28 protein-coding genes are annotated in these 25,383 nt (G+C 63.8%); 12 read left to right on the top strand and 16 right to left on the bottom strand.

Translation table 11 applies throughout. The features are described 5' to 3' along the window. Position 1: 1 nt before the first annotated feature. Complete coding sequence (locus ACIQUG_RS08905; protein ID WP_192446916.1) at positions 2-1,015, bottom strand: MoxR family ATPase; 1,014 nt, start codon at positions 1,013-1,015, stop codon at positions 2-4. 273 nt (positions 1,016-1,288) lie between these two features. Between ACIQUG_RS08905 and ACIQUG_RS08900 the strand changes: the two genes are divergently transcribed. The 3 genes from ACIQUG_RS08900 to ACIQUG_RS08890 are packed head-to-tail and all read left to right on the top strand — an operon-like array spanning position 1,289 to position 3,797. Then, positions 1,289-1,912, top strand: a complete 624-nt coding sequence (locus ACIQUG_RS08900) for a DUF1285 domain-containing protein (RefSeq protein WP_402319841.1) — start codon at positions 1,289-1,291, stop codon at positions 1,910-1,912. Continuing rightward, a complete protein-coding gene (locus ACIQUG_RS08895; RefSeq protein ID WP_043618142.1) occupies positions 1,909-2,541 on the top strand; it encodes a CoA pyrophosphatase in 633 nt (210 codons plus the stop codon). The genes ACIQUG_RS08900 and ACIQUG_RS08895 overlap by 4 nt, the downstream gene beginning before the upstream one ends. Continuing rightward, complete coding sequence (locus tag ACIQUG_RS08890) at positions 2,538-3,797, top strand: CCA tRNA nucleotidyltransferase (protein ID WP_402319837.1); 1,260 nt, start codon at positions 2,538-2,540, stop codon at positions 3,795-3,797. The genes ACIQUG_RS08895 and ACIQUG_RS08890 overlap by 4 nt, the downstream gene beginning before the upstream one ends. Positions 3,798-3,841: 44 nt before the next feature. Here ACIQUG_RS08890 and ACIQUG_RS08885 read toward each other — a convergent pair whose 3' ends face one another. Next, positions 3,842-4,027, bottom strand: coding sequence for a DUF1059 domain-containing protein (locus ACIQUG_RS08885; RefSeq protein WP_034788815.1), 186 nt, complete (start codon positions 4,025-4,027; stop codon positions 3,842-3,844). Between the two features lie 194 nt (positions 4,028-4,221). On the opposite strand from ACIQUG_RS08885, the gene ACIQUG_RS08880 reads away from it, so the two are divergent. Further along, positions 4,222-4,767 carry an adenine phosphoribosyltransferase gene (locus ACIQUG_RS08880; RefSeq protein WP_043618138.1) on the top strand — a complete coding sequence of 182 codons (546 nt, stop codon included), beginning with the start codon at positions 4,222-4,224 and terminating at the stop codon, positions 4,765-4,767. A gap of 44 nt (positions 4,768-4,811) precedes the next feature. Here the strand turns inward: ACIQUG_RS08880 and ACIQUG_RS08875 are convergent, their stop codons facing one another. From ACIQUG_RS08875 to ACIQUG_RS08865, 3 genes are all read right to left on the bottom strand, one after another. After that, complete coding sequence (locus ACIQUG_RS08875) at positions 4,812-5,024, bottom strand: hypothetical protein (protein ID WP_043618136.1); 213 nt, start codon at positions 5,022-5,024, stop codon at positions 4,812-4,814. A gap of 138 nt (positions 5,025-5,162) precedes the next feature. After that, positions 5,163-5,633 (bottom strand): MaoC family dehydratase, encoded by a 471-nt coding sequence (locus tag ACIQUG_RS08870; protein WP_082006054.1) that lies wholly within the window; start codon positions 5,631-5,633, stop codon positions 5,163-5,165. Continuing rightward, the gene (locus ACIQUG_RS08865; RefSeq protein WP_402319832.1) at positions 5,633-6,085 is read right to left on the bottom strand and encodes a MaoC family dehydratase; all 453 of its coding nucleotides are present in this window, start codon (positions 6,083-6,085) and stop codon (positions 5,633-5,635) included. Before ACIQUG_RS08865 ends, ACIQUG_RS08870 begins: the two co-directional genes overlap by 1 nt. Positions 6,086-6,273: 188 nt before the next feature. On the opposite strand from ACIQUG_RS08865, the gene ACIQUG_RS08860 reads away from it, so the two are divergent. Further along, the gene (locus ACIQUG_RS08860; RefSeq protein WP_402319829.1) at positions 6,274-7,380 is read left to right on the top strand and encodes a hypothetical protein; all 1,107 of its coding nucleotides are present in this window, start codon (positions 6,274-6,276) and stop codon (positions 7,378-7,380) included. 59 nt (positions 7,381-7,439) lie between these two features. On the opposite strand, the gene ychF is transcribed toward ACIQUG_RS08860, so the two are convergent. Further along, positions 7,440-8,543 (bottom strand): redox-regulated ATPase YchF, encoded by a 1,104-nt coding sequence (ychF, locus tag ACIQUG_RS08855; RefSeq protein WP_402319826.1) that lies wholly within the window; start codon positions 8,541-8,543, stop codon positions 7,440-7,442. 191 nt (positions 8,544-8,734) lie between these two features. Between ychF and ACIQUG_RS08850 the strand changes: the two genes are divergently transcribed. Next, complete coding sequence (locus ACIQUG_RS08850) at positions 8,735-9,301, top strand: hypothetical protein (RefSeq protein WP_402319823.1); 567 nt, start codon at positions 8,735-8,737, stop codon at positions 9,299-9,301. A 147-nt stretch (positions 9,302-9,448) separates the two neighbouring features. Next, positions 9,449-9,754: an ATP-dependent Clp protease adapter ClpS gene (gene clpS, locus ACIQUG_RS08845; RefSeq protein ID WP_402319820.1), complete on the top strand. Its 306-nt coding sequence runs from the start codon at positions 9,449-9,451 to the stop codon at positions 9,752-9,754. A 55-nt stretch (positions 9,755-9,809) separates the two neighbouring features. Here clpS and ACIQUG_RS08840 read toward each other — a convergent pair whose 3' ends face one another. Both ACIQUG_RS08840 and ACIQUG_RS08835 read right to left on the bottom strand, forming a co-directional pair. Next, positions 9,810-10,112: a DUF6958 family protein gene (locus ACIQUG_RS08840; protein WP_205238154.1), complete on the bottom strand. Its 303-nt coding sequence runs from the start codon at positions 10,110-10,112 to the stop codon at positions 9,810-9,812. After that, positions 10,096-10,656: a GFA family protein gene (locus ACIQUG_RS08835; protein ID WP_402319817.1), complete on the bottom strand. Its 561-nt coding sequence runs from the start codon at positions 10,654-10,656 to the stop codon at positions 10,096-10,098. The genes ACIQUG_RS08840 and ACIQUG_RS08835 overlap by 17 nt, the downstream gene beginning before the upstream one ends. A gap of 119 nt (positions 10,657-10,775) precedes the next feature. Here ACIQUG_RS08835 and ACIQUG_RS08830 point away from each other — a divergent pair, with 119 nt between their 5' ends. Next, on the top strand, positions 10,776-11,405 hold the full coding sequence (locus ACIQUG_RS08830; RefSeq protein ID WP_402319814.1) for a TetR/AcrR family transcriptional regulator: 630 nt from the start codon (positions 10,776-10,778) through the stop codon (positions 11,403-11,405). 35 nt (positions 11,406-11,440) lie between these two features. Here ACIQUG_RS08830 and ACIQUG_RS08825 read toward each other — a convergent pair whose 3' ends face one another. The 6 genes from ACIQUG_RS08825 to ACIQUG_RS08800 form a co-directional block, all read right to left on the bottom strand. Further along, complete coding sequence (locus tag ACIQUG_RS08825; RefSeq protein WP_402320636.1) at positions 11,441-12,349, bottom strand: squalene cyclase; 909 nt, start codon at positions 12,347-12,349, stop codon at positions 11,441-11,443. A gap of 142 nt (positions 12,350-12,491) precedes the next feature. After that, positions 12,492-13,211 carry an aminoacyl-tRNA hydrolase gene (pth, locus tag ACIQUG_RS08820; protein ID WP_402319811.1) on the bottom strand — a complete coding sequence of 240 codons (720 nt, stop codon included), beginning with the start codon at positions 13,209-13,211 and terminating at the stop codon, positions 12,492-12,494. 67 nt (positions 13,212-13,278) lie between these two features. Further along, the gene (locus tag ACIQUG_RS08815; RefSeq protein WP_402319808.1) at positions 13,279-14,013 is read right to left on the bottom strand and encodes a substrate-binding periplasmic protein; all 735 of its coding nucleotides are present in this window, start codon (positions 14,011-14,013) and stop codon (positions 13,279-13,281) included. Between the two features lie 116 nt (positions 14,014-14,129). Next, complete coding sequence (locus tag ACIQUG_RS08810) at positions 14,130-16,514, bottom strand: putative bifunctional diguanylate cyclase/phosphodiesterase (protein WP_402320633.1); 2,385 nt, start codon at positions 16,512-16,514, stop codon at positions 14,130-14,132. A gap of 260 nt (positions 16,515-16,774) precedes the next feature. Further along, positions 16,775-17,383 (bottom strand): 50S ribosomal protein L25/general stress protein Ctc, encoded by a 609-nt coding sequence (locus tag ACIQUG_RS08805; protein WP_043618116.1) that lies wholly within the window; start codon positions 17,381-17,383, stop codon positions 16,775-16,777. Between the two features lie 155 nt (positions 17,384-17,538). Beyond that, positions 17,539-18,720, bottom strand: coding sequence for a benzoate/H(+) symporter BenE family transporter (locus ACIQUG_RS08800; protein ID WP_402319804.1), 1,182 nt, complete (start codon positions 18,718-18,720; stop codon positions 17,539-17,541). Positions 18,721-18,968: 248 nt separating this feature from the next. Here ACIQUG_RS08800 and ACIQUG_RS08795 point away from each other — a divergent pair, with 248 nt between their 5' ends. From ACIQUG_RS08795 to ACIQUG_RS08785, 3 genes are all read left to right on the top strand, one after another. Further along, a complete protein-coding gene (locus tag ACIQUG_RS08795) occupies positions 18,969-19,925 on the top strand; it encodes a helix-turn-helix domain-containing protein (RefSeq protein ID WP_402319801.1) in 957 nt (318 codons plus the stop codon). 290 nt (positions 19,926-20,215) lie between these two features. Further along, positions 20,216-21,724, top strand: a complete 1,509-nt coding sequence (adh, locus tag ACIQUG_RS08790; protein WP_205238159.1) for an aldehyde dehydrogenase — start codon at positions 20,216-20,218, stop codon at positions 21,722-21,724. A 152-nt stretch (positions 21,725-21,876) separates the two neighbouring features. Then, positions 21,877-22,272: a DUF779 domain-containing protein gene (locus ACIQUG_RS08785; protein ID WP_402319796.1), complete on the top strand. Its 396-nt coding sequence runs from the start codon at positions 21,877-21,879 to the stop codon at positions 22,270-22,272. Positions 22,273-22,280: 8 nt separating this feature from the next. Here ACIQUG_RS08785 and ACIQUG_RS08780 read toward each other — a convergent pair whose 3' ends face one another. Further along, positions 22,281-23,186, bottom strand: coding sequence for a LysR substrate-binding domain-containing protein (locus ACIQUG_RS08780; protein ID WP_402319793.1), 906 nt, complete (start codon positions 23,184-23,186; stop codon positions 22,281-22,283). A gap of 117 nt (positions 23,187-23,303) precedes the next feature. Between ACIQUG_RS08780 and ACIQUG_RS08775 the strand changes: the two genes are divergently transcribed. Then, positions 23,304-24,332, top strand: a complete 1,029-nt coding sequence (locus tag ACIQUG_RS08775; protein ID WP_402319790.1) for an aldo/keto reductase — start codon at positions 23,304-23,306, stop codon at positions 24,330-24,332. A gap of 71 nt (positions 24,333-24,403) precedes the next feature. Here the strand turns inward: ACIQUG_RS08775 and ACIQUG_RS08770 are convergent, their stop codons facing one another. Then, positions 24,404-25,336 (bottom strand): ribose-phosphate pyrophosphokinase, encoded by a 933-nt coding sequence (locus ACIQUG_RS08770; protein WP_034788749.1) that lies wholly within the window; start codon positions 25,334-25,336, stop codon positions 24,404-24,406. Positions 25,337-25,383 lie beyond the last annotated feature (47 nt).

The raw sequence follows: 25,383 nt of genomic DNA, 5'->3' as shown, positions 1-25,383 counted from the left end.
GTCAGCCTCTGGCCTGCTTCACCAGATCGGCGACGACGTCGCGAACCGTCATGCCTTCGGCGCGGGCGGCGAAGGTCAGCGCCATGCGGTGCTGCAAGACGGGCTCGGCAAGCGCCAGGATATCGTCGATCGAAGGCGCCAGGCGGCCGTCATAGAGCGCGCGGGCGCGGGCGCAGAGCATCAGCGCCTGACCGGCGCGCGGGCCTGGACCCCAGGCGACGTTCTTGTCGGTCGCGGCATTGCCGTTGCCCGGACGGGCGGAGCGCACCAGCGACAGGATCGCGTCGACCACCTTCTCGCCGACGGGCATCTGGCGGATAAGGCTCTGGATCTGCAGCAGCCGGGCGGCATCGATGACCGGGTGCGCCGTCGCTTCGCCGACACCTGTCGTTTCGAGCAGGATCTGGCGCTCGGCGGCAAGGTCCGGATAGCCGACGTCGACCTGCATCAGGAAGCGGTCGAGCTGCGCCTCGGGCAGGGGATAGGTGCCTTCCTGCTCAAGCGGGTTCTGCGTTGCAAGCACATGGAAGGGCTGCGGCAGGTCCTTGCGGGCGCCGGCCACCGTGATGTGATACTCCTGCATGGCCTGCAGCAGCGCCGACTGGGTGCGCGGCGAGGCGCGGTTGATTTCGTCGGCCATCAGCAACTGCGTGAAGATCGGGCCGGGAATGAAGCGGAACGAGCGATGGCCGGCCGCATCCTGGTCCATCACTTCGGAGCCGAGGATATCCGAGGGCATCAGGTCGGGCGTGAACTGCACGCGGCTGGAATCGAGCCCGAGCACGGTGCCGAGCGTGGCGACGAGTTTGGTCTTGGCAAGGCCGGGAACGCCGACGAGCAGGGCATGGCCGCCGGAAAGGACCGCGAGCAGGGTCTGTTCGACGACGCTTTCCTGGCCGAAGATGACTTTGCCGACTTCCGCGCGCACCCGGGCGATTTCGCCCAGCGCACTTTCGGCCGCAGCGACAATCGCCTTCTCGTCGATCGCGTCAGCCGCGCCCTTCATCACACTCATGGTCATACTCCCCGGTCGCCCGTTGTTAAACCGAATCGCCCCTACAGCGCCGCGCGTCCTTATAGAGCGCGCCAGGCTCGCTGTAATATTGAGCCGCCGCAAGACGCCTGTCCTTAGATCGATCCCGATTTAAGGAATCATGCGGTAGCCGGGATTTCAGTCGCCAAAATCCAATTTAGACCCTGCCGGACGGCTGACAAGTCGGCGCCGACGCACTATCTCGTGAGATATCAAAGGTCTCGATGCAAAATCGAGGTCAAACGGGACGGAACAATGGCAGAAGCCGAAATTCAGCAAACCGGCGATGCGGCCGGACTGGCGGCCCTGATTGCGCGTGCCGCCGGGCAGGCCGGCGAAAAAGCGCGCGGCCTGCCACCGGTTGACCGCTGGAATCCGCCGTTTTGCGGCGACATCGACATGGAGATCCGCGCCGACGGTACCTGGTTCTATCTGGGCACGCCGATCGGCCGGCAGCCCTTGGTCAGGCTGTTTTCCACCGTTTTGCGCAAGGACGAGGACGGGCGCACCTATCTCGTCACGCCTGTGGAAAAGGTCGGCATCCGCATCGTCGATGCGCCCTTCGTCGCTGTCGAGATGAGCGTGACCGAGGGGGAAAAGGGTCAGCTCCTGACCTTCCGCACCAATGTCGGCGACGTGGTCGAAGCCGGGGCGGAGCATCCGCTGCGCTTCGTCATCCATGGCGAGAACCGCGAGCTGAAGCCTTACCTGCATGTGCGCGGGCGGCTGGAGGCCCTGGTGTCGCGGCCGGTCATGTACGACATCGTCGAGCTGGGTGAAACGGTCGCGATCGACGGCACGGAGATGTTCTGCGTGCGCTCGGGCGGCGCGGTCTTCCCGATCATGCCGGCGGCCGAACTGGAAGCGCTCTCCCGATGAATGCGCATCCCTTCTCAGCCGACGAGTTTCGTCGTCGGGCGCTGACCCAGATGGGCGGGCCGATCGAGACCTCCTGGCGCGAGCACGGCGACTTCCTGCTCAATCCGGGCATGGTGCCCTATCTGGAGACGCTGAAGCTCAAGGATGCCGCAGTCCTGGTGCCGGTTGTCGACGACGGCGACGATGCGACGGTTATCCTCACCCAACGCACAACCAGCCTGCGTAAGCATTCCGGCCAGGTCGCCTTTCCGGGCGGTGCCGTGGACCCCGAAGACCGGTCGATCGAAGTCGCAGCGCTGCGCGAGGCGCAGGAAGAGATCGGGCTCGATCCGCGCTTCGTCGAAACCATCGGCCGGCTGCCGCACTACATGGCGATGTCCGGTTTCCGCATCACCCCGGTGCTGGCGGTGGTCAAGCCGGGTTTCGAGCTCGTGCCCAACCCGGAAGAGGTCGAAAGCGTCTTCGAGGTGCCGCTGTCCTTCCTGATGGACCCCGGCAATCACGACCGCGGCAGCGGGCACTGGCAGGGCGAGGAACGGCATTTCTACCGGATGCCCTATGGCGGCCGCAACATCTGGGGTATCACCGCCGGAATTCTGCGCATGCTCTATGAAAGGCTTTATGCATGACCTCGGTTGCTGGCGAAGGCTGGTTCTCGACGCCCTCCCTGCGTCGCGTTTTCGATGTGCTCAATGTCGACGGCGGCGAGGTCCGGGTCGTCGGCGGCGCGGTGCGCAACAGCCTGATGGGCTTGCCGGCCGGCGATATCGACATGGCAACCACCTGGCGCCCCGAAGAGGTCGCCGAGCGGGCGAAGGCGGCCGGCATCAAGGTGGTGCCGACCGGCATCGACCATGGCACGGTGACGCTCGTCATCGACGGCATGCCCTATGAGGTGACGACGCTGCGCCGTGACGTTGCGACCGACGGCCGTCGCGCCGAAGTCGCCTTCGGTACCGACTGGAAGGCGGATGCCGAGCGGCGGGACTTCACCATCAACGCGCTCTATGCCAACGACCGCGGCGAGGTCTTCGACGATGTCGGCGGTCTCGCCGATATCGAAACGCGCACGCTGCGCTTCATCGGCGATGCCAGCGAACGGGTCGCCGAAGACTATCTGCGCATCCTGCGCTTCTTCCGCTTCTTCGCCCATTACGGCCGCGGCCGGCCGGATGCCGATGGCCTGCGCGCCTGTGCCCGCGCGCGCTCGAAGCTTGCGAAGCTTTCGGCCGAGCGGGTCTGGGCGGAAACGAAGAAGCTGCTTTCGGCCGATGATCCCGGCCGCGCACTGCTGTGGATGCGCCAGGCCGGCGTGCTCACCGAGATCCTGCCGGAAACCGAGAAATGGGGCATCGACGCGATCCCGGAACTCGTTGCCGCCGAGCGGGCCTTCGGTTGGAAGCCGGATCCGCTTCTGCGCCTTTCCGCGATCGTGCCGCCGGACGAGCAGCGTCTGGAGGCCATGGCGGAGCGTTTGCGTGTATCGAAGGTGGAAGCCGCTTTCTTCAGCCGCTGGGCCAAGGCGCCTGCGGTCCCGGCGACGACCGTCGACACGGCCTTCGATCGGCTGCTCTATCGTCATGGGGTGGAAGGCATTGTCGTGCGGCTGCGGCTGGCGATCTCAACAGCGCGGCGCAAGTCGGAAGGCGACCCGGCGTTCTTGTCCGAGACTGCTTCGCTGCGCCGTCTTCTGGCGCGGGCCGAGGCCTTCAAGCGGCCAAGCTTTCCGTTGAACGGCGGTGACGTGCTGAAGGCCGGTGTGCCGGCCGGCCCGCGGGTGGGCGAGATCCTCGGCGAACTCGAGAACCTCTGGATCGAGCGTAACTTCAATCTCGACCGGGCAAACCTCGTCGCCCGGCTCGAAGCCATGGTGCAGCCGTCCTGATCAGGCCGTCTTGGCCGGACGGCTCACGCCGCCTTGAGGACGGCTTAAGCCGCCTTGGACTCGTCGGTGATCCGGGCCTTGATGTTGTCGATCATGTTTTCGCGGATGACGGTTTCGCCGTGCGTTTCGCGCATGTGATCGACGACGCGGCGCACGATTTCGGCATCGTTGTCGGCGCGGGTGTGCCATTCGCAGCCCGGGACGAGGGAACCGCATTCAAACAGGCGCATGGTTGCTTCCTTCCCTGTGTAAGTTTGATGCGAGAGCGCGGCGCGCCGGTCGGGCGACCGCACGGTCAGAGTAGCATCAACCCCCGGCACGGCCAATTGTTCCCGCCGAACGCGCGACAAGAAACCGTTATAGACAAGCGGGCCGTTGGTGTTATGGGTTTGCGGTAACAAGAGACGCAAAGGCCCTTTTGCCCATGACCTCCACCGTTCAATCGGAACTGATTGCCGCCATCCGGAACATTCCTGACTATCCGAAGCCGGGCGTGATGTTTCGCGATATCACCACCTTGCTCGGCAATCCGCGCGCCTTCCGTCGCGCAATCGACGAACTGGTGCATCCCTATGCCGGCACCAAGATCGACAAGATCGCCGGTATCGAGGCGCGTGGTTTCATCCTCGGTGGCGCGATCGCGCATCAGCTTTCCTCTGGCTTCGTGCCGATCCGCAAGAAGGGCAAGCTGCCGCACGACACCGTGCGCATCGCCTACAGCTTGGAATACGGCGTCGACGAGATGGAAATGCACAAGGACGCGATCCGTCCGGGCGAAAAGGTGATCCTGGTCGACGACCTGATCGCGACTGGCGGCACGGCGGAAGCGGCCACCAAGCTTCTGAAGCAGATGGGCGCCGAGATCGTCGCCGCCTGTTTCGTCATCGACCTGCCCGAACTCGGCGGGCGCAAGAAACTCGAAGCGCTCGGCGTCAATGTCCGCACGCTGATCGAGTTCGAGGGCCACTGATCGGTCCGCGGGATGGGTGCGGAGAACCGCGCCCTTCCTTTGGCCTACATGCGGTTGATCGTCCGCAGCATCAATTGCACTTCGCGCTGGGCTGCCGGCGACAATGTCTCCACTTCGGTGAGCCAGAATTTTTCGGCTTCCGGCGGCTCGTCTTCCCAGCTTCGGACCGATGTCTCGTTATCATCGATGACGACGCGTCGGTGACCGCCAAGACGCAGATATTCGTCCGCCAGTTCGCGGGCGTGGGTTCTTTCCATAGCCGCTCCTCCGCTAGCAATGGTAGCTGCCCTGAAGCCGCTTCGGCGCGGCTGAGGGCGCGCAACCTGTAGCTTGGGAGTTTACACCCGGCGGAAGGCGATTTTAAGAAATGATGGTGCCTGACCGGTTTGGTCCGGTCAGACGAACTCGATGACCTTGCTCTCGAAACGGATCACCGCTTCGCCGTGCTGGTTTTCGCCTTCGCACAGGATCGTGTTGATCCGCCAGCCGGGTTTGGAGGCAAGCGAACGGCTTTCGAGGAAGGTGACGAAGTAGGTGACCGTGTCGTCGGCATAGACCGGCTTCAACCATTTCAGGTCGCGAAATCCGGGCGAGGGGCCGAGGTTCGGCGCCTTCAGGCCTTCGGCCGCAAGCCGCCGCTGCTCGTTTCGCCAGAACTTGACGAAGCACTGCATCCACCCCGCGCAGGTATGCCAGCCCGAGGCGCAGAGGCCGCCAAATAGCGAATGCCGCGCCGCTTCCGCATCGAGATGGAAGGGCTGGGGATCGAAGTCGGTGGCAAAGCGGATGATGTCCTCGGCCGTAAAGGTCAGGCTGCCGATGACGGTCCGGCTCTTGGCCGCGTAGAATTCTTCCATCGTCATCATCAGGCTTTGCCCTTGTCGCGGCAGCGAAAGAGAACCGAGCATTCGGAAACCGCCACGGGCTCGCCGGCCTGGTTGTTGATTTCGTTGCGGAACTTGACGATGCCGAGATCCGGTTTCGACTTCGAACGGCGCGCCTCGATCACCAGGCTGAAGCCAGAGAGCACGTCGCCGGCAATGACCGGCTTCCTCCAGTCCATGAAATCGATGCCGGGCGAGCCCTGGGACGTGGAATTGCTCATGAAGGCGTCGAGCATCATGCGCATGCCGACGGCGCTGGTGTGCCAGCCGGAGGCGGCGAGACCGCCCAGGATGCTGCGTTTTCCCGCCTCTTCATCAAGATGCATCGGCTGCTGGTCGAATTCGCTGGCGAACGTGATCATCTCCGGCGGCTTCATCTCGACCGGCTTGTAGTCGAACCGCCGGCCTTCGGAAAAATCCTCGAAGTAGAGCATGCTTGCCTTGTCCCGTCTGATTTGTTGCCGCATTACCTACTGCATAATTTCCGCAAGCGGAATCGATTTGCGCGGACATAGGCAACATCGAGGTCCTCCCGCGACGTTTCCCGGTTGCGCTTGGCTCTTGTCCATGCAACCAGCTGACTATCCGTCCCATCCGCTCGTGTCTTGACTGAGGAAAGCGCGTGACCGAACTGAACAGAGCGCTCGCGGGCGCAGCCGAAAAAGGCATCATCTCAGCGCATCAGGTGCGCGATCTCGAAGTGTATCTCGCCGATCGCGGCTTCCGTTTCGGACCAGTGGCATCGGATGCCGCGGCCGACAGGGCCGACGCCGCGCTCGATGCGCGGGCGGCGGAAGACAGCGAACAGCCCCGCTTCATCAGAGGCTTCCACGATATCCTGATCACGATCGGCGTCGTGGTGGTCCTCATCGGCTTGTGGGGCCTGACCGGCCCACTCGCAACGCTGCCCGTCATTCTCGTGCTTGCGGAAATTCTCGTGCGGCGCCAGCGTCTGGCGCTGCCTTCGGTGGTGCTGACGCTCGCGCTCGTCCACTGGGTCGCAATGACCTCGATGTGGTTCGTGGACGATCACGGGGATGCCTGGCACCCCCTGACCTTCGGCCTGACCTATGTTGCTGCCTTCCCGATCCCGCTGGCGCTGTTCTACTGGCGCTACCGCGTTCCGCTGGCGCTGGCCGGCCTGGTGCTGTCGATCGCGATGCTCTGCGTGGTGGCGGTGTTCATCGCCTTCCAGAAGGTCTTCGGTATCGACGTTGCCAACCCCGACCACGTCCTGCTCTTTCCGCTGACCCTGTTCGTGGGGGCGATGGCCGTGTTCGCGATCGCCATGCGCTACGACGTCTCGGACCCTCAGCGGCTCACCACCCGTTCGGACATCGCCTTCTGGCTGCACCTGGCAGCCGCGCCGGCTCTGCTCTATTCGCTGATGGGACTGGTGTTTCTGGCCAATGGTGGCGCAACATGGTGGGACGGACAGGCGAGCTTCAATCAGGCCGCTTCCGCAATCGTGATCGTCGCCGTGTTCATGCTGGTCGGGCTCGTCATCGACCGGCGCGCTTTCGTCACATCGGGGCTGTTGTCGCTTGGCGGTGCGATCTGGACCGTATTGAGCAAGACCAATGCGTCGCTCGATAGCTACGTCTTCATCGCCCTTGCAGTCGTCGGGGTGACCGTCTTATTCATCGGTATTTTCTGGCAGCGGCTGCGCCGCATGGTCATCGACCTCTTGCCGGAAACGATAACGGCGCGGTTGCATGCCGCGCCGTAGTATCAAGTTCTGAGGCGCTCCGATCCCGCGCCTTGAGTGCGGGATCGGACCGGCAGGCTTTACGTGTTGAAGCGGAAGTGGATGACGTCGCCGTCCTGGACGACGTATTCCTTGCCTTCGTCGCGCGCCTTGCCGGCTTCCTTGGCGCCCACTTCGCCGCCGAGCGCGATGTAGTCTTCATAGGCGATGGTGTTGGCACGGATGAAGCCGCGCTCGAAGTCGGTATGGATGACGCCGGCCGCCTGCGGCGCCTTGGTGCCGCGCTGGATCGTCCAGGCGCGCGTTTCCTTCGGGCCGACGGTGAAATAGGTGATGAGGTCGAGCAGCTTGTAGCCGGCGCGGATCAGGCGGTCGAGGCCGGCTTCTTCGAGGCCAAGCGCGCTCAGGAACTCCTTGGATTCGTCTTCCGGCAGCTGCGCCACTTCGGACTCGATGGCGGCGGAGATCACGACGCTTTCGGCACCCTGGGCCTTCGCCATTTCGGCGACCGCGCGGGTGTGTTCGTTGCCGTCGACCGCATCGCTTTCGGCGACGTTGCAGACGTAGAGAACCGGATGGGCGGTCAAAAGGTTGAGGCCCTGCAGGATGCGCAGTTCTTCGGCGTCGAGCGTCGCGAGCAGCGTGCGGACCGGCTTGCCGTCCTGGAGCAGCTTCAGCGAGGCTTCCATGATCGGCAGCTGGGCGACGGAGTCCTTGTCCTTGCCGACGGCGCGCTTGCGCGTCTGCTCGGTGCGGCGCTCCAGGCTGTCGAGGTCGGCGAGCATCAGCTCGGTCTCGATCGTCTCGGCATCGGCGACCGGGTTGATGCGGCCTTCGACGTGCGTGATGTCGTCATCCTCGAAGCAGCGCAGCACGTGCACCACGGCGTCCACTTCGCGGATGTTGGCGAGGAACTGGTTGCCGAGGCCTTCACCCTTCGACGCGCCGCGTACCAGGCCGGCGATGTCGACGAAGGAGATACGCGTCGGGATGATTTCCTTCGACTTGGCGATGTCGGCAAGCTTGCGCATGCGCGGATCCGGCACCGCCACTTCGCCGGTGTTCGGCTCGATGGTGCAGAACGGATAGTTGGCCGCTTGCGCCGCTGCCGTCTTGGTGAGTGCGTTGAAGAGCGTGGACTTGCCGACGTTCGGCAGTCCGACAATACCGCATTTGAAGCCCATGGGGTCTCGTCCGTATCTTAAAATTCCGTTGGCGTGGCTATGCGGGAAGGGCGCTCCCCGGTCAAGGGCGCAGGCCCTGTTCACGGTAAATAAGGGGCCACGCCCGTTGAACGGGTGCTCTTCGGGCCGCATATGCGCTCAGATTTCTGTCGACCTGCTCGGCGGCCAGGACATTTTTGAGGATTTCCGTATTGATCGACCAGAAGTTCATGTTTCCGCGCGTGCCGGTTGCGGTCGTCGATATCGGCGATACGCTCGAGGCACTGTTGGTCCGCGCGACGCTCGAAAGCATGGGCGCCGTCGTCACCCTGCATCTGCCGGGAACGCCCGGGGACTTTCTGACCTTGCTTGCCGGTGGCGAGCTGGTGCACCAGCATGTGGTCATTTCCGGACACGGCGACGAGAACGGCTTCGTCTTTGGCTACTATATCGAGGAGATCGACACATCGATGCTGGTCGAGGGCAGCCTGCCGCCCGCCGTTATCGCCGAACACGCCAGGCTTGACGGCAAGATCGTGCTCAGCACCTGCTGCGAGACCGGCGGCAAGAGCTACGGCGATGCCTTTGTCGAAAAGGGAGGGGCCGCCCTCTACGTTGCGCCTGACGGCTCGCCCGAGGGAGCGGACGCCCCGCTTTTCGTGCATTGCTTCTTTCACGCGCTTTTGGCGCGCAAGCAGGAGGCTAAGGCGGCGCTGGAAAAAGCCCGCTCCTATGACGAAGCGGCATCGATGTTCGTTGGCTATTGGGGAAAGCGTTGATTTCCGCCTGCGTCCGTGCGCCTGCTTTTGCTTGATCGGCACCTGCGGCCGTAGGATAGTGCGCCGACGGGGCCGGTGCGCCGAGACGGCCTTGTCCGCAAGGCGAGCCGCGGCAGCGGACAATCTGTCATCAACGGGGTGGTTCCGATGAGTGACAACGAGGTTGCCAGAAAAGTCAAAGTGAAGGTGAAGCTCGAGCGGCCGAAGCTTTACAAGGTCATGCTGCTCAATGACGATTACACGCCGCGCGAGTTCGTCGTCGGCGTGCTCAAGGCCGTGTTCCATATGAGCGAGGAGGCGGGCTACCGGGTGATGATGACCGCGCACAAGATGGGAAGCTGCGTGGTGGTCGTTTGCGCCCGCGACATCGCCGAAACCAAGGCCAAGGAAGCAACCGATCTCGCCAAGGAAGCGGGCTTCCCGCTGCTTTTCACCACCGAGCCAGAGGAATAACAAGCCTCATGAATAGCGAGCGGCGGCCGGGGAGATGCCCGGTGGCCCGCCCGCTTCACGCCTTCCGATGCAGGCGCAGCGGCTTGCTCGCTTCGCGCTCGATCGTGCCCTTGGCTTCGAGATCGAGCTGAACCGCTTTCAGCCACCAGCCCGCCTTCGCGCCCTCGGGGAAAAGGTCCTGTGGCAGCAACGGCAGCAGCCGCTCCTTCGCTTCCGCCACGCTCAGGCCGGGCGACGACGGCGGCAGCACCGCGAGCAGGGCTTCACGCATCGCCTCGTATTTCACCCGGTCGACGCGATGTTTGTGGCCGGGCGAGACGATGTTTTCGATCTCGATCTTCTCAGCCTGGGATGCCATTGGCCTCGCCCTTCACATAGTCGATCTTCGGCGCTTTGAATCCCATCGCCGCCCAGGCGGTCAGAAGCCGCCACATGAAGCGGCCCGAATGGGTCTTGTAGCTCGGCAGCGTGTCGGCAAACTCGACGCCGGCCCTGCGATCCCTAGTCATCGTGCGCATTTCCAGCGGCGGCTGTTCGTTCGGGGCAAAACGCTGATTGTAGACGCTCAGCCAGTGGCCACCCTTGAATTCCAGGAACATGGCGGCGTTGCAGCAGCTGGCGATGACCCGGCGCGTCGGCGCTTCCGGCGTCAGCCGGTGTTCGCGCAGGAGATCGCTGCCTCTCACGCAGCGGATCCGGTCCTTGCGGTAGAGCGCAAAGCGCGTCGAGCCGTCGGCCTCCATGACCGGCGACGCCTCCGGCAAGGCCTCGAAGCGCTCGCCGGCGGTGCGGCAACTGGTGCAGTAGCAGGCGGCGCCGACGATCGGCTCGCCGACGGCTTCAAAGGCAACCAGCCCGCAGCGGCAGGCGGCAATGCGATGTCTTCCCTGTGGTTTGGCCATGGCCATCTCCTGATCTGGTTTCACTAACTAGACTGGACCGTCCAGTTTGATTTGTCAATCCGACTGGCCTATTCTGCAAGCCGAGTGATTTGGCGAGATACGGCAGGGGGAGGGCAGGCTTGAGCAACGGCGCAAAGACGCGCATGGAGCGCACCCGCAAACTGATCGTGGCCGCAGCCAGCGATCTCTTCCTCAAGCACGGCTTTCTCGGTACCAACATGGACGAGATCGCAGCGACGGCGGAGGTGTCGAAGCAGACGGTCTATTCCCACTTCCACAACAAGGAGGCGCTGTTTCTCGAAGTCGTGCGCAGCATGACGGGGGGAGCCGGCGACGAGTTCCAGGAGCAGGTGGCCGACCCCGATGGCGACGAGCCGATCGAGGACTTCCTGCTCGACTATGCCACGCAGTTGCTGACGATCGTGATGACGCCACGACTGATGCAGGTCCGCCGCCTTGTGATCGCCGAAGTCGAGCGCTTTCCGCAGCTTGGCGAGGCGCTGCACGAGCGCGGGCCCATGCGCTCGATCCGGCGGCTGGCGGTCGCGTTCAGGCGCTATGGCGAGAAGGGCGACATCCGGGTGAGGGACGCAGAGGTCGCCGGCGGCTTCTTCAACTGGCTGGTCATGGGCGGGCCGGTCAATGACGCCATGCTGCTCGGCGACGGCGCCATTCCGACGCCGGAGGTGCTGCGGGCCCATGCGGCCGAGGCGGTGCGGATCTTTCTGGCGGCCCATGGGCCGGGGTGATGGATGGATACGGGTTGCGCTCAGGCGCGCGGCCTTCACCGCACGTGGGCGTCCCACCACTTGAGCACGCGCATAGCCTTCAGCGTCACCCACCGCGAAGGGGCATCGACCCCGTCGTCGATGTCGAACCAAACCCGTCCGGCTGGGCGCCGGTCGAGTGGCCATGCGCCGCTTTCGAGCTGCCTTGAACGCAGATGGTCGATCGCTTCGCTGAGCCGTGGATCGGGTGCCGCACCGCAAAGGCGCGCCGCGGCACGAAAGTAATCGAGCGCCCGCAGGATATCGTAGCGCCAGCGGCTCGGGTGGCAAAGGCACAGGAAGCGTTTGTCGGCGGCCTCGCCCGTGCTCAGGCGGCGAAACAGATGGCGCTTGAGCAGGTAATCCTCGCCGGTTCGGCGCGCCGCCTTGGACTGTGGCGTGCCACCGGTCGCCCGTTCGAACGCAAGCAAGCCTTCAAGCACGTTGATGGTGGTGGCAAAGGAGGACCGGAGCGAACCGTTTGCCCGTTCGCAGTTCCAGCCGCCATCGGCCTGGACCTCGCCGACGAGCCTCTCGACGATCGGCGAAACGTCGACGCCGAAATAGGCGCCGTCGGCAACGGTGCGGCCGTTGATGCACTCCTCGACTTCGCCTTGCCAATAGGGCTGGCCGCCTTCGTCCCAGCGGGAATGCGCGCCGATCAGGTCGACGGTTCGTTGGGCCCGCTCGGACGAAGGGTCGAGACCGAATTCCCGGAGCTGCGACAGCGAAAAGCAGGTTGCCGTCCAGGGTTGGCCCTGCGCGGTCCACTCGTGCTCGTCGAAACCGGCGGGGATGAAGGCGCCGCCCGCCCATTGGCCGTCATCGTCCTGATGCGCGAGAAGCCTGGCGCCCCAGCCTTCGATCTCCACCTTGGCCCTTTCGGCTTTCCACAGAGGCTCTGGAGCATCCAGCAGATCGCGCATTACCTGCCAGCGGATTGCGGGATCCGATGCGAGAAGCCAGTCAATCACCGGGTCGGCCACGGGCGTGCTCCAGGCTTATGCCATCGGGTCGATCTGACCCGTTCCGACTGCACAAGCTAGGGCGCTTTCCGATTAGGGGAAGCTAGTCGTTCTTCGAGCCGAACATCTTCTTCAGCATGTCGGCCATGGGGCCGGTCGCCGGCAGCTTCTTCGGCTGGGCGGAGTTGCGCGCCTGGTGGATATGCGATTGCGCGCCCTGCCTCTTCGGGCCTTCAGGCTTTTCCGCTTCCGGCTTGCCCCCGGTCGCGAGCGCGATCTTGTTCAGGAGCTGGCTGTCTTCGCCGCGCACCAGCATGTCGGCATTGTCGGCGATGGCATCGAGCAGGGGCACCAGCCAGGCCTGGTCGGCCTTGGCGAAATCGCCAAGCACGTGGGCGTGCACCAGATCCTTGACGCCGGGATGGCCGATGCCGAGGCGCATGCGCCGGTAGTCCTTACCGCAATGGGCATCGATCGACTTGATGCCGTTATGCCCGCCATGGCCGCCGCCGACCTTTATGCGCGCCTTGGCGGACGGCAGGTCGAGCTCGTCATAGATGACGGTAATGTCCTTCGGCTGCAGCTTGTAGAAGCGCATGGCCTCGCCGACCGCTTCGCCGGACAGGTTCATGTAGGTCTGCGGTTTCATCAACAGAACGCGCTCGCCGCCGATCTCGCCCTCGGCGATCTCGGCCTTGAACTTCTTCGACCAGGAAGAAAAGCTGTGCCGGCGGTGAATGACGTCAACCGCCATAAAGCCGATATTGTGCCGGTTGGCGGCGTATTTCGAACCTGGATTGCCAAGCCCTACGATGATCAACATGGTGCTGCGCATTCATGATTTCGGGGTGATGCCATCCAAAAACACCGCACCCCCCGGAAGTCAACGCCTATTTCTCCGCCTGCAGGCTGGCATTGGGCTTCAGCCCGTATTGCTTGAAGATCACATCCTGGGTGCCGTTGCCGATCAGCCGGTCGAGTTCGTATTGCATGGCGGCGACGATATCGCGCGGAAAGTCGCGGTGGCAGGCGATACCGTAGAGCTTGCCTTCCAGCACCAGCGCCGCCTCCACCGGTTTGCCTTCGGTGCGCATGCTTTCGAAGGTCTTCTCGGACGTCATCAACAGATCGACCCGGCCGGCGAGCAGCTTTTTCAGGCTGGAATCGAGATTGGCGGCATAGTCGATCTTGGGGAAGCTGTGCTCCTTGAGATAGGACGCCGAAAAATCCTCGCGCTGGGTGCCGACGGTATATTGCTGGGCGTCCTCCAGCGACTTGGGCGCAATCGCGGATCCGGCCTGCCGGACCATGACCATGTGGTCGATCAGCAGCGGCTCGACCCACTGGAACTTTCCGTCGCGCTCGGCGTCGTGGCCGGTGGTGAAAACACAATAGGCGGGATCGGTCTCGGCCAGCATAAAAGCCCGCGCCCAGGGGAGAACCTCGATCGTATAGGGCTGCTTCAGGCGCTCCATGATGAGCTTGATCTGGTCGACGGCCGCACCGCTCGGGCCGGCCTCGGTCGAAAAGTTGTAAGGCGGATACTCCTCGGTGACGAACTTGATCGTCTGGGCCTCGGCCGTCGTTACAAGGCCGAGGAAAAATGCTGCGATCAGCGCCTTCACATCTTTTCCTCCTCTTTTGCGTCCGCCTTGCGACGGATCCTTCTTTCTATCCCCGGCCCGTGCTCGACCTTTGGTCCCGAAGCTCTCCCGCGCCCCAGGGAACCAGGTGGGTGAACTCATGCCCGCATGCTGGGTGCGGAAGCCGCCTTTGCCTCGGAATCGCTTTCGAGCATGGTCAGCATCCGGTCGACCGGCATCGGCCGGCTGAAGAGATAGCCCTGGCCGCAATCGACGCCGAGCTTGCGCAAGAGTTGCCACTGCTCCTTGGTCTCGATGCCCTCGGCAACGACGGTGCAGCCCATCTGGTGCGAGATCGTGCGGATGCCCTTGATCAGCATGCGGCTCTTGCGACGGATGTCGGCTGTGCCGGAGCTCAGCGACCGGGTGAAGGACTGGTCGACCTTGACGATATCGACCGGGAAACGGTTCAGGTAGCTCAGCGACGAGTAGCCGGTGCCGAAATCGTCGAGAGCGATGCGGCAGCCGAATTCGTTGAGCTGCTTCAGCACCGAGTGGACCTCGGGATTGTCGAGCATCAGCACCGCTTCGGTGATCTCGACGACGATCCGGCTCGGCGAGATATGGTGCTTCAGGAGCAGGGCCGCGAGCTTGTGCGGCAGCGTCAGCTCGAACTGCAGCGGCGAGAAGTTGACGGCGAGATAGGTGTTCTGGGTGCCGTCGAGCTCGGAGATCGCCGCCAGGTGGCGGATCGCCTTTTCGAGGATCTGATCGCCGATGCGGGCAATCATGCCGGTTTCTTCGGCGATGCCGATGATCTTGCCGGGCGGCATCAGGCCCTTTTCCGGGTGGTTGAGGCGCATCAGCGCCTCGAAGCCGGCGATCTGGCCGTCGGCGAGGCTGACGATTGGCTGCAGCCAGGCTTCGAAGTGGTCGTCCTTCAGGCCGGCTTCGATGCACTGCTCGATCTCATGGCGCTCGCGCGAGGCGTCGAGCATGCCGGCGTCGAACACCTGCAGGCCGTTCTTGCCGTCGTGCTTGCGCGCATACATCGCCATGTCCGCCTTCAGCAGCAGGTCGGAGGCGTTTTCCGCATGGGTCGGGTAGACGGCGATGCCGACGCTGGCGCTGACGAAAAGTTCGTTGCCGGCGATCGCCATCGGTTCGTGCAGTGAAGTGACGATGCGCTCGGCGATTTCGGCCGCCAGAGTAGCGGCGTTCGGATCGGAAAGCAGGATGGCGAATTCGTCGCCGCCGAGCCGGGCCATGATGTCGCCATGCGGCAGGGCGGCCTGAATGAGCTCGACCGTCTGGCGCAGCACTTCGTCGCCGGCGGCATGGCCGAAATTGTCGTTGATCCACTTGAAGCGGTCGAGGTCGATGAACAGGCAGCCGAGCTGCATGGCGCATTGGTCGGCCTGGATGATCGCCTCGTCGAGCGCGGCCTCGAAGCCCTGGCGGTTCAACAGGCCGGTCAGGTGATCGGTGATCGCCTGGGTGTGGTTGCGGCTTTCCGCCTGCTTCAGCGCGGTCACGTCGGTCATGACCGACAGCGACAGGCTGCTTTCGCCGGTGGCCTTCGTCTCCTGGATCAGCACGGTCATCGCTTCGCCGTCCGCCTTGCGGAAGGGGACGGTCACTTCGCGGATCGCGTGATCGGCAACGGCGATCGTCTTGGCATGGCTGCGATAGGTCTCGTGCCAGTGCGGATCGACGAAATCGATGAAGTCGCGCCCGACGGCGTCGTCGCGGCTGTACCCGGTCGCCAGCAGCCAATAGTCGCTGACGGCGAGCAGGCGCCCGTCGACATCCAGCGAAAACAGCATGGCCGGCGTCAGGTTGTAGATATCGGTGACGCGCTCGTGGGCGTTCTTCAGCTCGGTCTCTTCGCGCTCGAGGCGGTCCTGCATCTCGTTGAAGTTGGCGGCGAGTGCGCCCATTTCGTCGTCGGAGGTCCAGTCGACGCGGTGGCGAGACCCGAGCCGGCGGGTGGCTTCGATCGCGGCGGTCAGGCGCATCAGCGGGCGCATCACCGTGAAGCGATTGCCGACGAGCGCTGCGGCGAAAACGATCGCGACCGCAAAGAGCAGGATGGCGAGGATCGCCAGCTCGTCCTTGCTGAATTGCGACAGCAGACCCGGCGTCGGAACCCTGACTTCGATGCGCCCGATCTCCTTCATGCCATCCACCGACTGGTAGGAAATGGGCAGGGTGAGAACCCGGTCCTTGGTGCTCGGCTGCACGCCGCCCATCGGCAGCTGCGCGAGGATGGAGCCGGACTGGTCGCGAATGGTGACGGAGAGGATGTCGGTGCCGTTTATCAGCGAGCGGGCGATGTGCTTGATGCCGTCGCTGTCAAAGTCCCAGATCGGCTTGCCGAGCGCCTCGGCGCTTGCAACCATCAACAGTTCGATGTTGTGCAGGCGCTCGCGTGCGATGCGATCGCTCGAGATGCTGAGAAAGAGTGCAAGCAGCGGGGCAATGAAGACGAGCATCGCGCCGCAGACAATCGCAATAAACCGGTTCTCCACGGAGTGCATCATCGCATGCACGCCCCAGAAGCAGCTGCCACCCATCTCATATCAGAATTCTCTTCAGACAAGCCCAATTTCCCCGTCAGAAGAACATCATCAAAACCTTAAATGTTGCTGAAATCGCTTCATGATAATTCGTGGGGCACGGCATAGATGCATCCGGGCAGCGGAGGGCTGTCGCCAATGCAAAAAGCCCGCCCCAAACGAATGGGACGGGCTCTTGAATGAAGTGCGGCGGGACCGGCTTTCGCCGGTCGCCCAGAGGCCAATCAGGCTTCTGCTTCGCCTTCAGCTTCTTCCTTCACGCCACCGGCCGGAGCAACGATCGTTGCAACGGTGAAGTCGCGGTCGGTGATAACCGGGGTCGCGCCCTTCGGCAGCTTGATGTTGGAGATGTGGATGGCGTCGCCGACCTTGAGACCGGAGAGGTCAACGGTCAGGAATTCCGGAATGTCGTTGGCCGAAACGTTGAGTTCGACGTCGTGACGAACGATGTTGAGAACGCCGCCAGCCTTGAGCCCCGGGGACTTCTCTTCGTTTTCGAAGTGAACCGGAACTGCAACGGTAACCTGGCTGTCCTTGGAGACGCGCAGGAAGTCGACATGCATCGTGAAGTCACGGACCGGATCCAGCTGGTAGTCCTTCGGCAGGACGCGGATCTTTTCGCCGTTGACGTCGATCGTTGCAACGGTGGTCATGAAACCGCCGGCGTGGATCTTCATCGTCACTTCCTTGGTGGAGAGCGCGATGGAAAGGGGGGCCTGCTTGTCACCGTAGATGACAGCCGGGATAAGACCGTTGCGACGAAGTTCACGGGAGGACCCCTTACCAACCCGTTCGCGCGTCTCGGCCTTGAGCTCGTAGGATGCGTGGCTCATGGATAGACCTTTCTAATGTCTAATGCTGGAGAGTTCGACCGCCATGCGGAAGAACTGAAGCCGCAAGGACTTCATCCGCGTTGCCTCCAAGGGTGTCTACGCGGACGGGCGCTCCTTAGACGAGATCCCCTGCAAATGCAAGCTTTGCCGCGGTTTCAGCTCTTTTTAGCGGTGAAACGCGCAAGCGCCAGCATCAACCCGCCGGCAATCAGACCCCAGAAGGCGCCGGAAACACCGCCGAAGCTGACGCCGGACGCAGTCACCAGGAACGTGATCGCCGCGGCCTCACGGGTCTTTGCGTCCGTAAAGGCGGCCATGGCGGAGCCGGCGAAGGCACCGACGAGGGCAAGGCCCGCCACTGCCTCGATCAGGACCGACGGCGCAAGGCTGACGAAGGTGGTGACGACGCCGGCCAAGAGGCCGAAGAGAATGTAGAAGGCGCCGGCATTGATCGCCGACCAGTAGCGCCGGTTGCGATCAGGATGGGAATCGCCGCCGGCGCACATGGCGGCGGTGATTGCAGCCAGATTGACCGCATGGCCGCCGAAGGGGGCGCTCAGCATCGAAAAGACGCCGGTCGTCGCAAACAGCGGCCCGGGTTCCGGATGATAGTCGTTGACCTTCAGCACGGCGATGCCGGGAATGTTCTGCGAGGCCATGGTGACGATGAAGAGCGGCAGGGCGATGCTGATCATGGCCGCGACATTGAACTGCGGCACCACGAATTCGACGGTCGGTACCAGCGCCGAAGACAGGGCGGAGAAGGCGCCGGCCGGGATTTCGACGCCGAAGGTGATGACGAGCACGAAGGCAATCAGCGCCGCCGGCACCGCATAGAGCTTGTTGATGCTGCCGACGAGGGCCCAGGCGAGCAGGATCGGCAGGCCGAAAAGCGGATTGAAGGCGATCGCCTTGACCGGCGCAAAGCAGAGGCTGAGCAGCACACCCGCCAGCATCGCATTGGCAAGCGGCGCCGGGATGGAGGAGACCAGGCGGCCGAGCGGCTTCCAGAGGCCGGCGATCACGACGAGCAGGCCGCAGACGAGAAAGGCGCCAACCGCCGCGTTGAAGCCGCCCTCGACGACGCCGGCGCTTGCAAGCAGCGCAGCACCGGGTGTCGACCAGGCGATGCTGACCGGCAGCCGCGTCACGGCACTGATGACAATGGCGCAGAGGCCCATGGAAATCGACAGCGCCATCAGGCCGGAGGCGGCCTGCGCCTCGCTGGCGCCTACGCCGGTCAGCCCGTGCAGTACGACGGCAAAGGAACTGGCGAAGCCGACGAAGGCGATCAGCAGGCCCATGAACAGGCTCTGGAGCGAAAAGTCACGAAGCATGGCGGCAACCGGCTGTTGTGAGGTTGAGTCGCGGCAATTTGATCCTTTCGCGTAGCACATTCGGGCGCGCTGTCGATATCGGCGGCGTGATCGACCGATCAAACTCGTTGACGGGTGCCCGCTCTCGAACCTTCGTCTGGCTGGACCTTCGCGGAAAACGACGGCTATAGTGGCCCCGTGGATGCGGCCCGCTTGGGAGATCGGCCGTGTCGACATTCCGCCGGACGACGCTTTCAGGGAGGAAGCCGATGGCTGCCGTCAGGGAACATTCGGACTATGTCTACAAGGTTGCGCACCAGCCGTCAGCCGCCGCAAGCTCGCCGATTGCCGCTTCGTGGCGCCGGTGCATGACGCTGCATGGGCTGGCACCCGAGGAGGGGCGCCAGCCGCTCCGACTGTCCGGCGCGGAGTTCGAGATTGCCCGGCAGAGGTCGGCCGAATTGATCCTGGAAGCGGGCGGTGAGCTCGACCGGCTGTTTGCGACCGTCGGCCGGGCCGGCTGCTGCCTGCTTCTGACCGACGACAAGGGGGTGGCGCTGGAACGCCGCGGGGCCGTCGGCGACGATGCCGGTTTCCGCGATCTCGGGCTCTGGTCGGGAACGGTCTGGAGCGAGGCGAGCGTCGGCACCAACGGTATCGGCACGGCGATCGCCGACGAGCGCGCCGTCGTCATCCAACGCGACCAGCATTTTCTCAGCAGCAATATCGGCCTCAGCTGCACCACGGCGCCGATCCGCGACCATCTCGGCCGGTTGGCAGCGGCGATCGATATCTCCACCTGCCGTGCGGACGCCTCCGAAATGACCATGTCGCTCCTGTCGCAGGCCGTGCGCGACGCGGCCGCGCGCATCGAGGCCGGGCTTTTCCGTCGCGCCTTTGCCAGCGCCCGCATCGTGCTGGTGCCGGTCGACCGCGCCGGCCCCGCGCTGCTCGCCGTCGACCGCGACGACCTGGTGCTCGGCGCAACCCGCGCGGCCCGGCAATGGCTCGACCTCGACGACAAACGCATCGCTGCCGGCGTTCCGGCCTCCGATCTGCTGCGGGAAGATACGTCGGGTGATGCCGGCGAGCTTCCGGATGCGGAGCGTGCGGCGCTCCGCCGCGTGCTCTCGCGCGCCAACGGCAATGTCTCCATGGCAGCCGAACTGCTCGGCATCAGCCGTGCCACGCTTTATCGCAAGATGAAACGGCTCCAGGTCAACTGATCAGTCACCGGCAAAAATGCCCCTCATGCATCGCTGCGAGCTGGTCCAGAGCATGCCACTTGCCTCCTTTCCTCGTGCCTACGAGGAGAGGCCCCCGGCAGGGGGACGAGGGGCGGACGCTGACGCCTGGTTCACCCTCCTTGCCGCATTGCAGCATCGTCACTCGCGCCAAGCTGTCTCATATCTGAAACAGTTCTCCTTACTGCTGATCGCACGGCCCTATCGAAGATCCGCGTTCAACTTCACCTTCCTCTCACAGCTCCATTGCTGGGTCTCAGGGAGGAATGACCATGTTGCATCAGAAGATCGTTGAAAGCCCGTTCAAGCAGAAATACGGCAACTTCATCGGTGGCCAGTGGCGCGAGCCGGTGGCCGGGCGCTACTTCGACAATACGACGCCGGTGACCGGCGGTGTGCTTTGCCAGGTGGCGCGCTCGGATGCGGCCGACATCGAGTTGGCGCTCGACGCCGCCCATGCGGTGCGCGAGAAGTGGGGCCGGACGTCCGCTGCCGAGCGCTCCAACATCCTGATGAAGATCGCCGGGCGCATGGAGGACAATCTCGAACTGCTCGCCCGTGCCGAAACCTTCGACAACGGCAAGCCGATCCGTGAGACCATGGCCGCCGACATTCCGCTTGCCATCGACCATTTCCGCTACTTCGCGTCCTGCATCCGCGCCCAGGAAGGTTCGATCGGTGAGATCGACCACGACACGGTCGCCTATCACTTCCACGAGCCGCTCGGCGTCGTCGGCCAGATCATTCCCTGGAACTTCCCGATCCTGATGGCCGCCTGGAAGCTGGCGCCGGCGCTCGCTGCGGGCAACTGCGTCGTGCTGAAGCCGGCGGAGCAGACGCCGGCCTCGATCCTCGTCTGGGCGGACCTGATCGGTGATCTCTTGCCGGCGGGCGTGCTCAACATCGTCAATGGTTTCGGCCTTGAAGCCGGCAAGCCGCTCGCCACCAGCCCGCGCATCGCCAAGATCGCCTTTACCGGCGAGACGACGACCGGTCGCCTGATCATGCAATATGCGAGCCAGAACCTCATTCCGGTGACGCTGGAGCTCGGCGGCAAGTCGCCGAACATCTTCTTTGCCGACGTGCTTGCCGAAGACGACGACTATTTCGACAAGGCGCTCGAAGGCTTTGCGATGTTCGCGCTGAACCAGGGCGAGGTCTGCACCTGCCCGAGCCGGGCGCTCGTTCAGGAGAGCATCTATGACCGCTTCATGGAGCGGGCGGTGAAACGCGTCGAGGCGATCCGCCAGGGCAATCCGCTCGACAGCGCCACGATGATCGGTGCACAGGCGTCGAGCGAACAGCTCGAAAAGATCCTCTCCTATATCGACATCGGCAAGCAGGAAGGCGCCGAAGTGCTGACCGGCGGCGGCCGCAACGTGCTCGAGGGCGAGCTGTCGGAAGGCTTCTACGTCAAGCCGACCGTCTTCCGCGGACACAACAAGATGCGCGTGTTCCAGGAGGAAATCTTCGGACCCGTCGTCTCGGTCACCACCTTCAAAACAGAAGCCGAAGCGCTGGAGATCGCCAACGACACGCTCTACGGCCTCGGCGCCGGTGTCTGGAGCCGCGACGCCAACCGTTGCTACCGCTTTGGCCGCGAGATCCAGGCCGGTCGCGTCTGGACCAATTGCTACCACGCCTATCCGGCCCATGCGGCCTTCGGCGGCTACAAGCAGTCCGGCATCGGCCGCGAGACGCACAAGATGATGCTCGACCACTACCAGCAGACCAAGAACATGCTCGTGAGCTACAGCCCGAAGGCGCTCGGCTTCTTCTGATCGGATCTGCCTTCCCCGCCGCCTGGGGAAGGTGAGGAGCCGGAGGGACGGTATTCTCCACCCTTTCCCTCCGGCTTGATCGACGGCTGAGGCGTGCTCTCCACCCGCGCCTCAGCCGGCCCATTGACCGCAATCGACAGCGAGGCGCGCAAATGTCCACGGAACTGACGGGAGGCAACGGAGACGAGCCGCGCGTGCTGGCGACCGACGCAGCGCTCGCCTTCATCGCCGAAATCCAGCGGGATCACCCCGATATCCTGTTTCACCAGTCCGGTGGCTGCTGCGACGGCTCGTCGCCGATGTGCTATCCGGCCGATGACTACATTGTCGGCGACAACGATGTGAAGCTCGGCGAGATCGGCGGCGTGCCGGTCTATATCAGCGCCAGCCAATTCGAAGTGTGGAAGCACACGCAACTGATCATCGACGTGGTGCGGGGCAGGGGCGGCATGTTCTCGCTCGACAATGGACGGGAGAGGCGCTTCCTCACGCGCTCGCGGCTTTTTGGCGGCGGCGAGGCCTGTGCCGTCGTCTTCCGCGGACGGTAGGCCGGGAACTATTTCCGTTCCCGCGTGACTTTTGCCGCCAGGTCGAGGAAGGCCCGCAGCTTCGGCTGCGTCTGCGCCTTGGCCGGGAAATAGATGAAGAGACCCGGCGACGTCGGCAGATAGGCTTCAAGCACCCGTTCGAGGCGGCCGCTTGTGACGGCATCCCGCACCGAAAGATCCGGCAGATAAGCAAGCCCGGTGCCGGCCTCGGCCATCTCTATCAGCATCTGAAAATCATTGACGGTGAGGGCGCCCGGAGCATCGACCGAGACGTTGCGCCCATCGCGCTCGAATTCCCAGCGATAGATGGTGCCGGATCCCGGATAACGATAGCGAATGGCTTCGTGGCGCGTCAGCTCTTCGAGCGTTGCCGGCCGCCCGTGCTTGACGAAGTAGGAGGGCGAGCCGACCACGGCCCAGGTGATATCCGGCGTCAGCCGGACGGCAATCATGTCGCGCTCGACCGCTTCGCCGATGCGCATACCGGCATCGAAGCCGTGTTCGGTGATATCGACGGCCGCATCGTCGATGGAGACTTCGACGGAAACGTCAGGATAGGCCTGGCGAAAGCGCGGCAAGAGCGGGGTCAGCGCCAGAGGGATCGCCATGCGCGGCACGGTCAGCCGGAGATTGCCCATCGGCCGGTCGCGAAAGTCGCCGAGCAACTCGTAGGCATCAGCGATCTCGGCGGCGGCCGGACGCACGCGCTTCAGGAAGGCAAGGCCTGCCTCGGTAAGCGCGACGCGCCGGGTGGTTCGCACGAAGAGCTGAAGGCCGAGGCGGGCTTCGAGCGCCCTGATCGTCTGGCTGACGGCGTTGGGCGTGACGCCGAGCGTCGCCGCCGCGGCAGTAAAGCTGCTTGCCTCCGCCACCGCCAGAAATTCTCTCAGTCCGTTGAAAGGGTCGTTCGCCATCTGCTGATTATGAAGCAACTCTTCCAAACCTATCAAGAGAGTGGCGGTTTTTCGCAGCAATCCACTTTGGCATGGTCCGTCCAACAGCAACTTGTCTCGCAGAGGATGGAGATCGACATGCAATATACGACGCTTGGAAATACCGGCCTGGTGGTCTCGCGTCTCGCCTTCGGGGCGATGACGTTTACCGCCGGCGACCGCAGCCTCGGCGCGATCTACAAGACCGGTGCCGAAGCCGCAGACGCCCTTGTCGGGCAGGCGCTCGATGCCGGCATCAACTTCTTCGACACGGCCGACGCCTATGCCTCCGGCCAGTCGGAACGGATCCTGGGTGCGGCGCTCAAGTCCCGCCGCGACGAGGTGGTGATCGCCACCAAGGTTGGTTTCCGCACCGGCACGCCGCTCAGCCAGGCGGGTCTGTCGCGTCGTCACATTCTCTGGTCGGTCGACGAAAGCCTGAAGCGGCTCGGGACCGATTGGATCGACACCTACATCGTCCACAAGGAAGACCCGCATACGCCGCTTGAGGAAACGCTTGTCGCGCTCGATGCGGTCGTGCGTTCGGGCAAGGTGCGCTACATCGGCTTTTCCAACTGGTCGGCCTGGAAGGTGGCGGCAGCGGCCGAGATCCAGAAGGCCAACGGGCTGGCGCCTTTCACCCACGGCCAGATGCACTATTCGCTGCTCGGCCGCGACGTCGAGCGTGATGTTATTCCGATGATGCAGCGCTATGGGCTGGGGCTGACCGTCTGGAGCCCGCTCGCCTCGGGCTTCCTTTCGGGCAAATACACTCGCGACAATCTCGGCGATCCGGACAACCGCTATTCCGGCTTCGACATTCTGCCCTTCGACAAGGAACAGGGCTTCAAGCTGGTGGAGCGCATGCGCGGCATCGCCGGCGAACACGGAGCAAGCGTCGCCCAGGTGGCGATCGCCTGGCTGCTTTCGAGACAAGCGGTGACCAGTGTGCTTCTCGGCGCTTCCAAGCCGCACCAGCTAAAGGACAATCTCGGCGCGGCGGATCTGGTGCTCACGGAAGCGGAGATCTCGGCGCTCGATGCCGAGACGGTACCGGTGCCCGTCTATCCCAACTGGTTCATCGACAACCTCGTCGACCAGCCGCTGGCGCAGGCGCTGGAGAAGTAATAGCGTCCTGTAACGAAAAACGCCGGCGCGTGGGCGCCGGCGTCTAAGAAATTCGGGGGCTCCGGACGAGCTCAGTCGAAGAGGCTCGATACCGATTCTTCCTGGCTCGTGCGGCTGATGGCTTCGCCGAGCAGGCCCGCGGTCGAGATGACGCGGATGTTGTGGGCGGACTGGACGGCGGTCGTCGGCTGGATCGAGTCGGTGATGACCAGTTCCTTGAGCATCGACGAGGTAACGCGCGCAACCGCGCCGCCCGAGAGAACGCCGTGGGTGATGTAGGCGGTAACGCTGGTCGCGCCGTTCTTCAGGAGCGCTTCGGCCGCGTTGCAGAGCGTGCCACCGGAATCGACGATATCGTCGATCAGCAGGCAGTCCTTGCCCTTCACGTCACCGATGACGTTCATGACTTCGGATTCACCCGGACGGTCGCGACGCTTGTCGACGATCGCCAGCAGACAGTCGAGACGCTTGGCAAGCGCACGGGCGCGAACCACGCCGCCGACGTCAGGCGAAACGACCATGACGTTCTTGAGATCGTAGTTTTCCTTGACGTCGCGCGCCAGGATCGGGATCGCATAGAGGTTGTCGGTCGGGATGTCGAAGAAGCCCTGGATCTGGCCGGCATGAAGATCGAGGGTCAGCACGCGGTCGGCGCCGGCTTCGGTGATCAGGTTGGAGACCAGCTTGGCGGAAATCGGCGTGCGCGGACCGGGTTTGCGATCCTGGCGGGCATAGCCGAAATAGGGAAGCACGGCGGTGATGCGGCGAGCGGACGAGCGGCGCACCGCGTCGATCATGATGAGCAGTTCCATCAGGTGATCGTTGGTGGGAAACGAGGTCGACTGGATGATGAAGACATCCTCGCCGCGTACGTTTTCGCCGATCTCGACGAAGATTTCCTGATCGGCGAAACGGCGTACCGTCGCTTTGCCGAGAGGCAGGTTGAGATAGTTGCAGATCGCTTCGGCCAGGAGCCGGTTCGAATTACCTGCGAAAACCTTCATTGACGGACCGCCTTGAGCTGGCGCGGTCACCGTCCGGTACTTTTCCG

The sequence above is a fragment of the Ensifer sp. NPDC090286 genome (assembly GCF_044769565.1).
GTDB lineage: Bacteria > Pseudomonadota > Alphaproteobacteria > Rhizobiales > Rhizobiaceae > Ensifer.
Note: the sequence above shows the minus strand (reverse complement) of the source record. Positions and strands in the feature narration are given on the sequence as shown.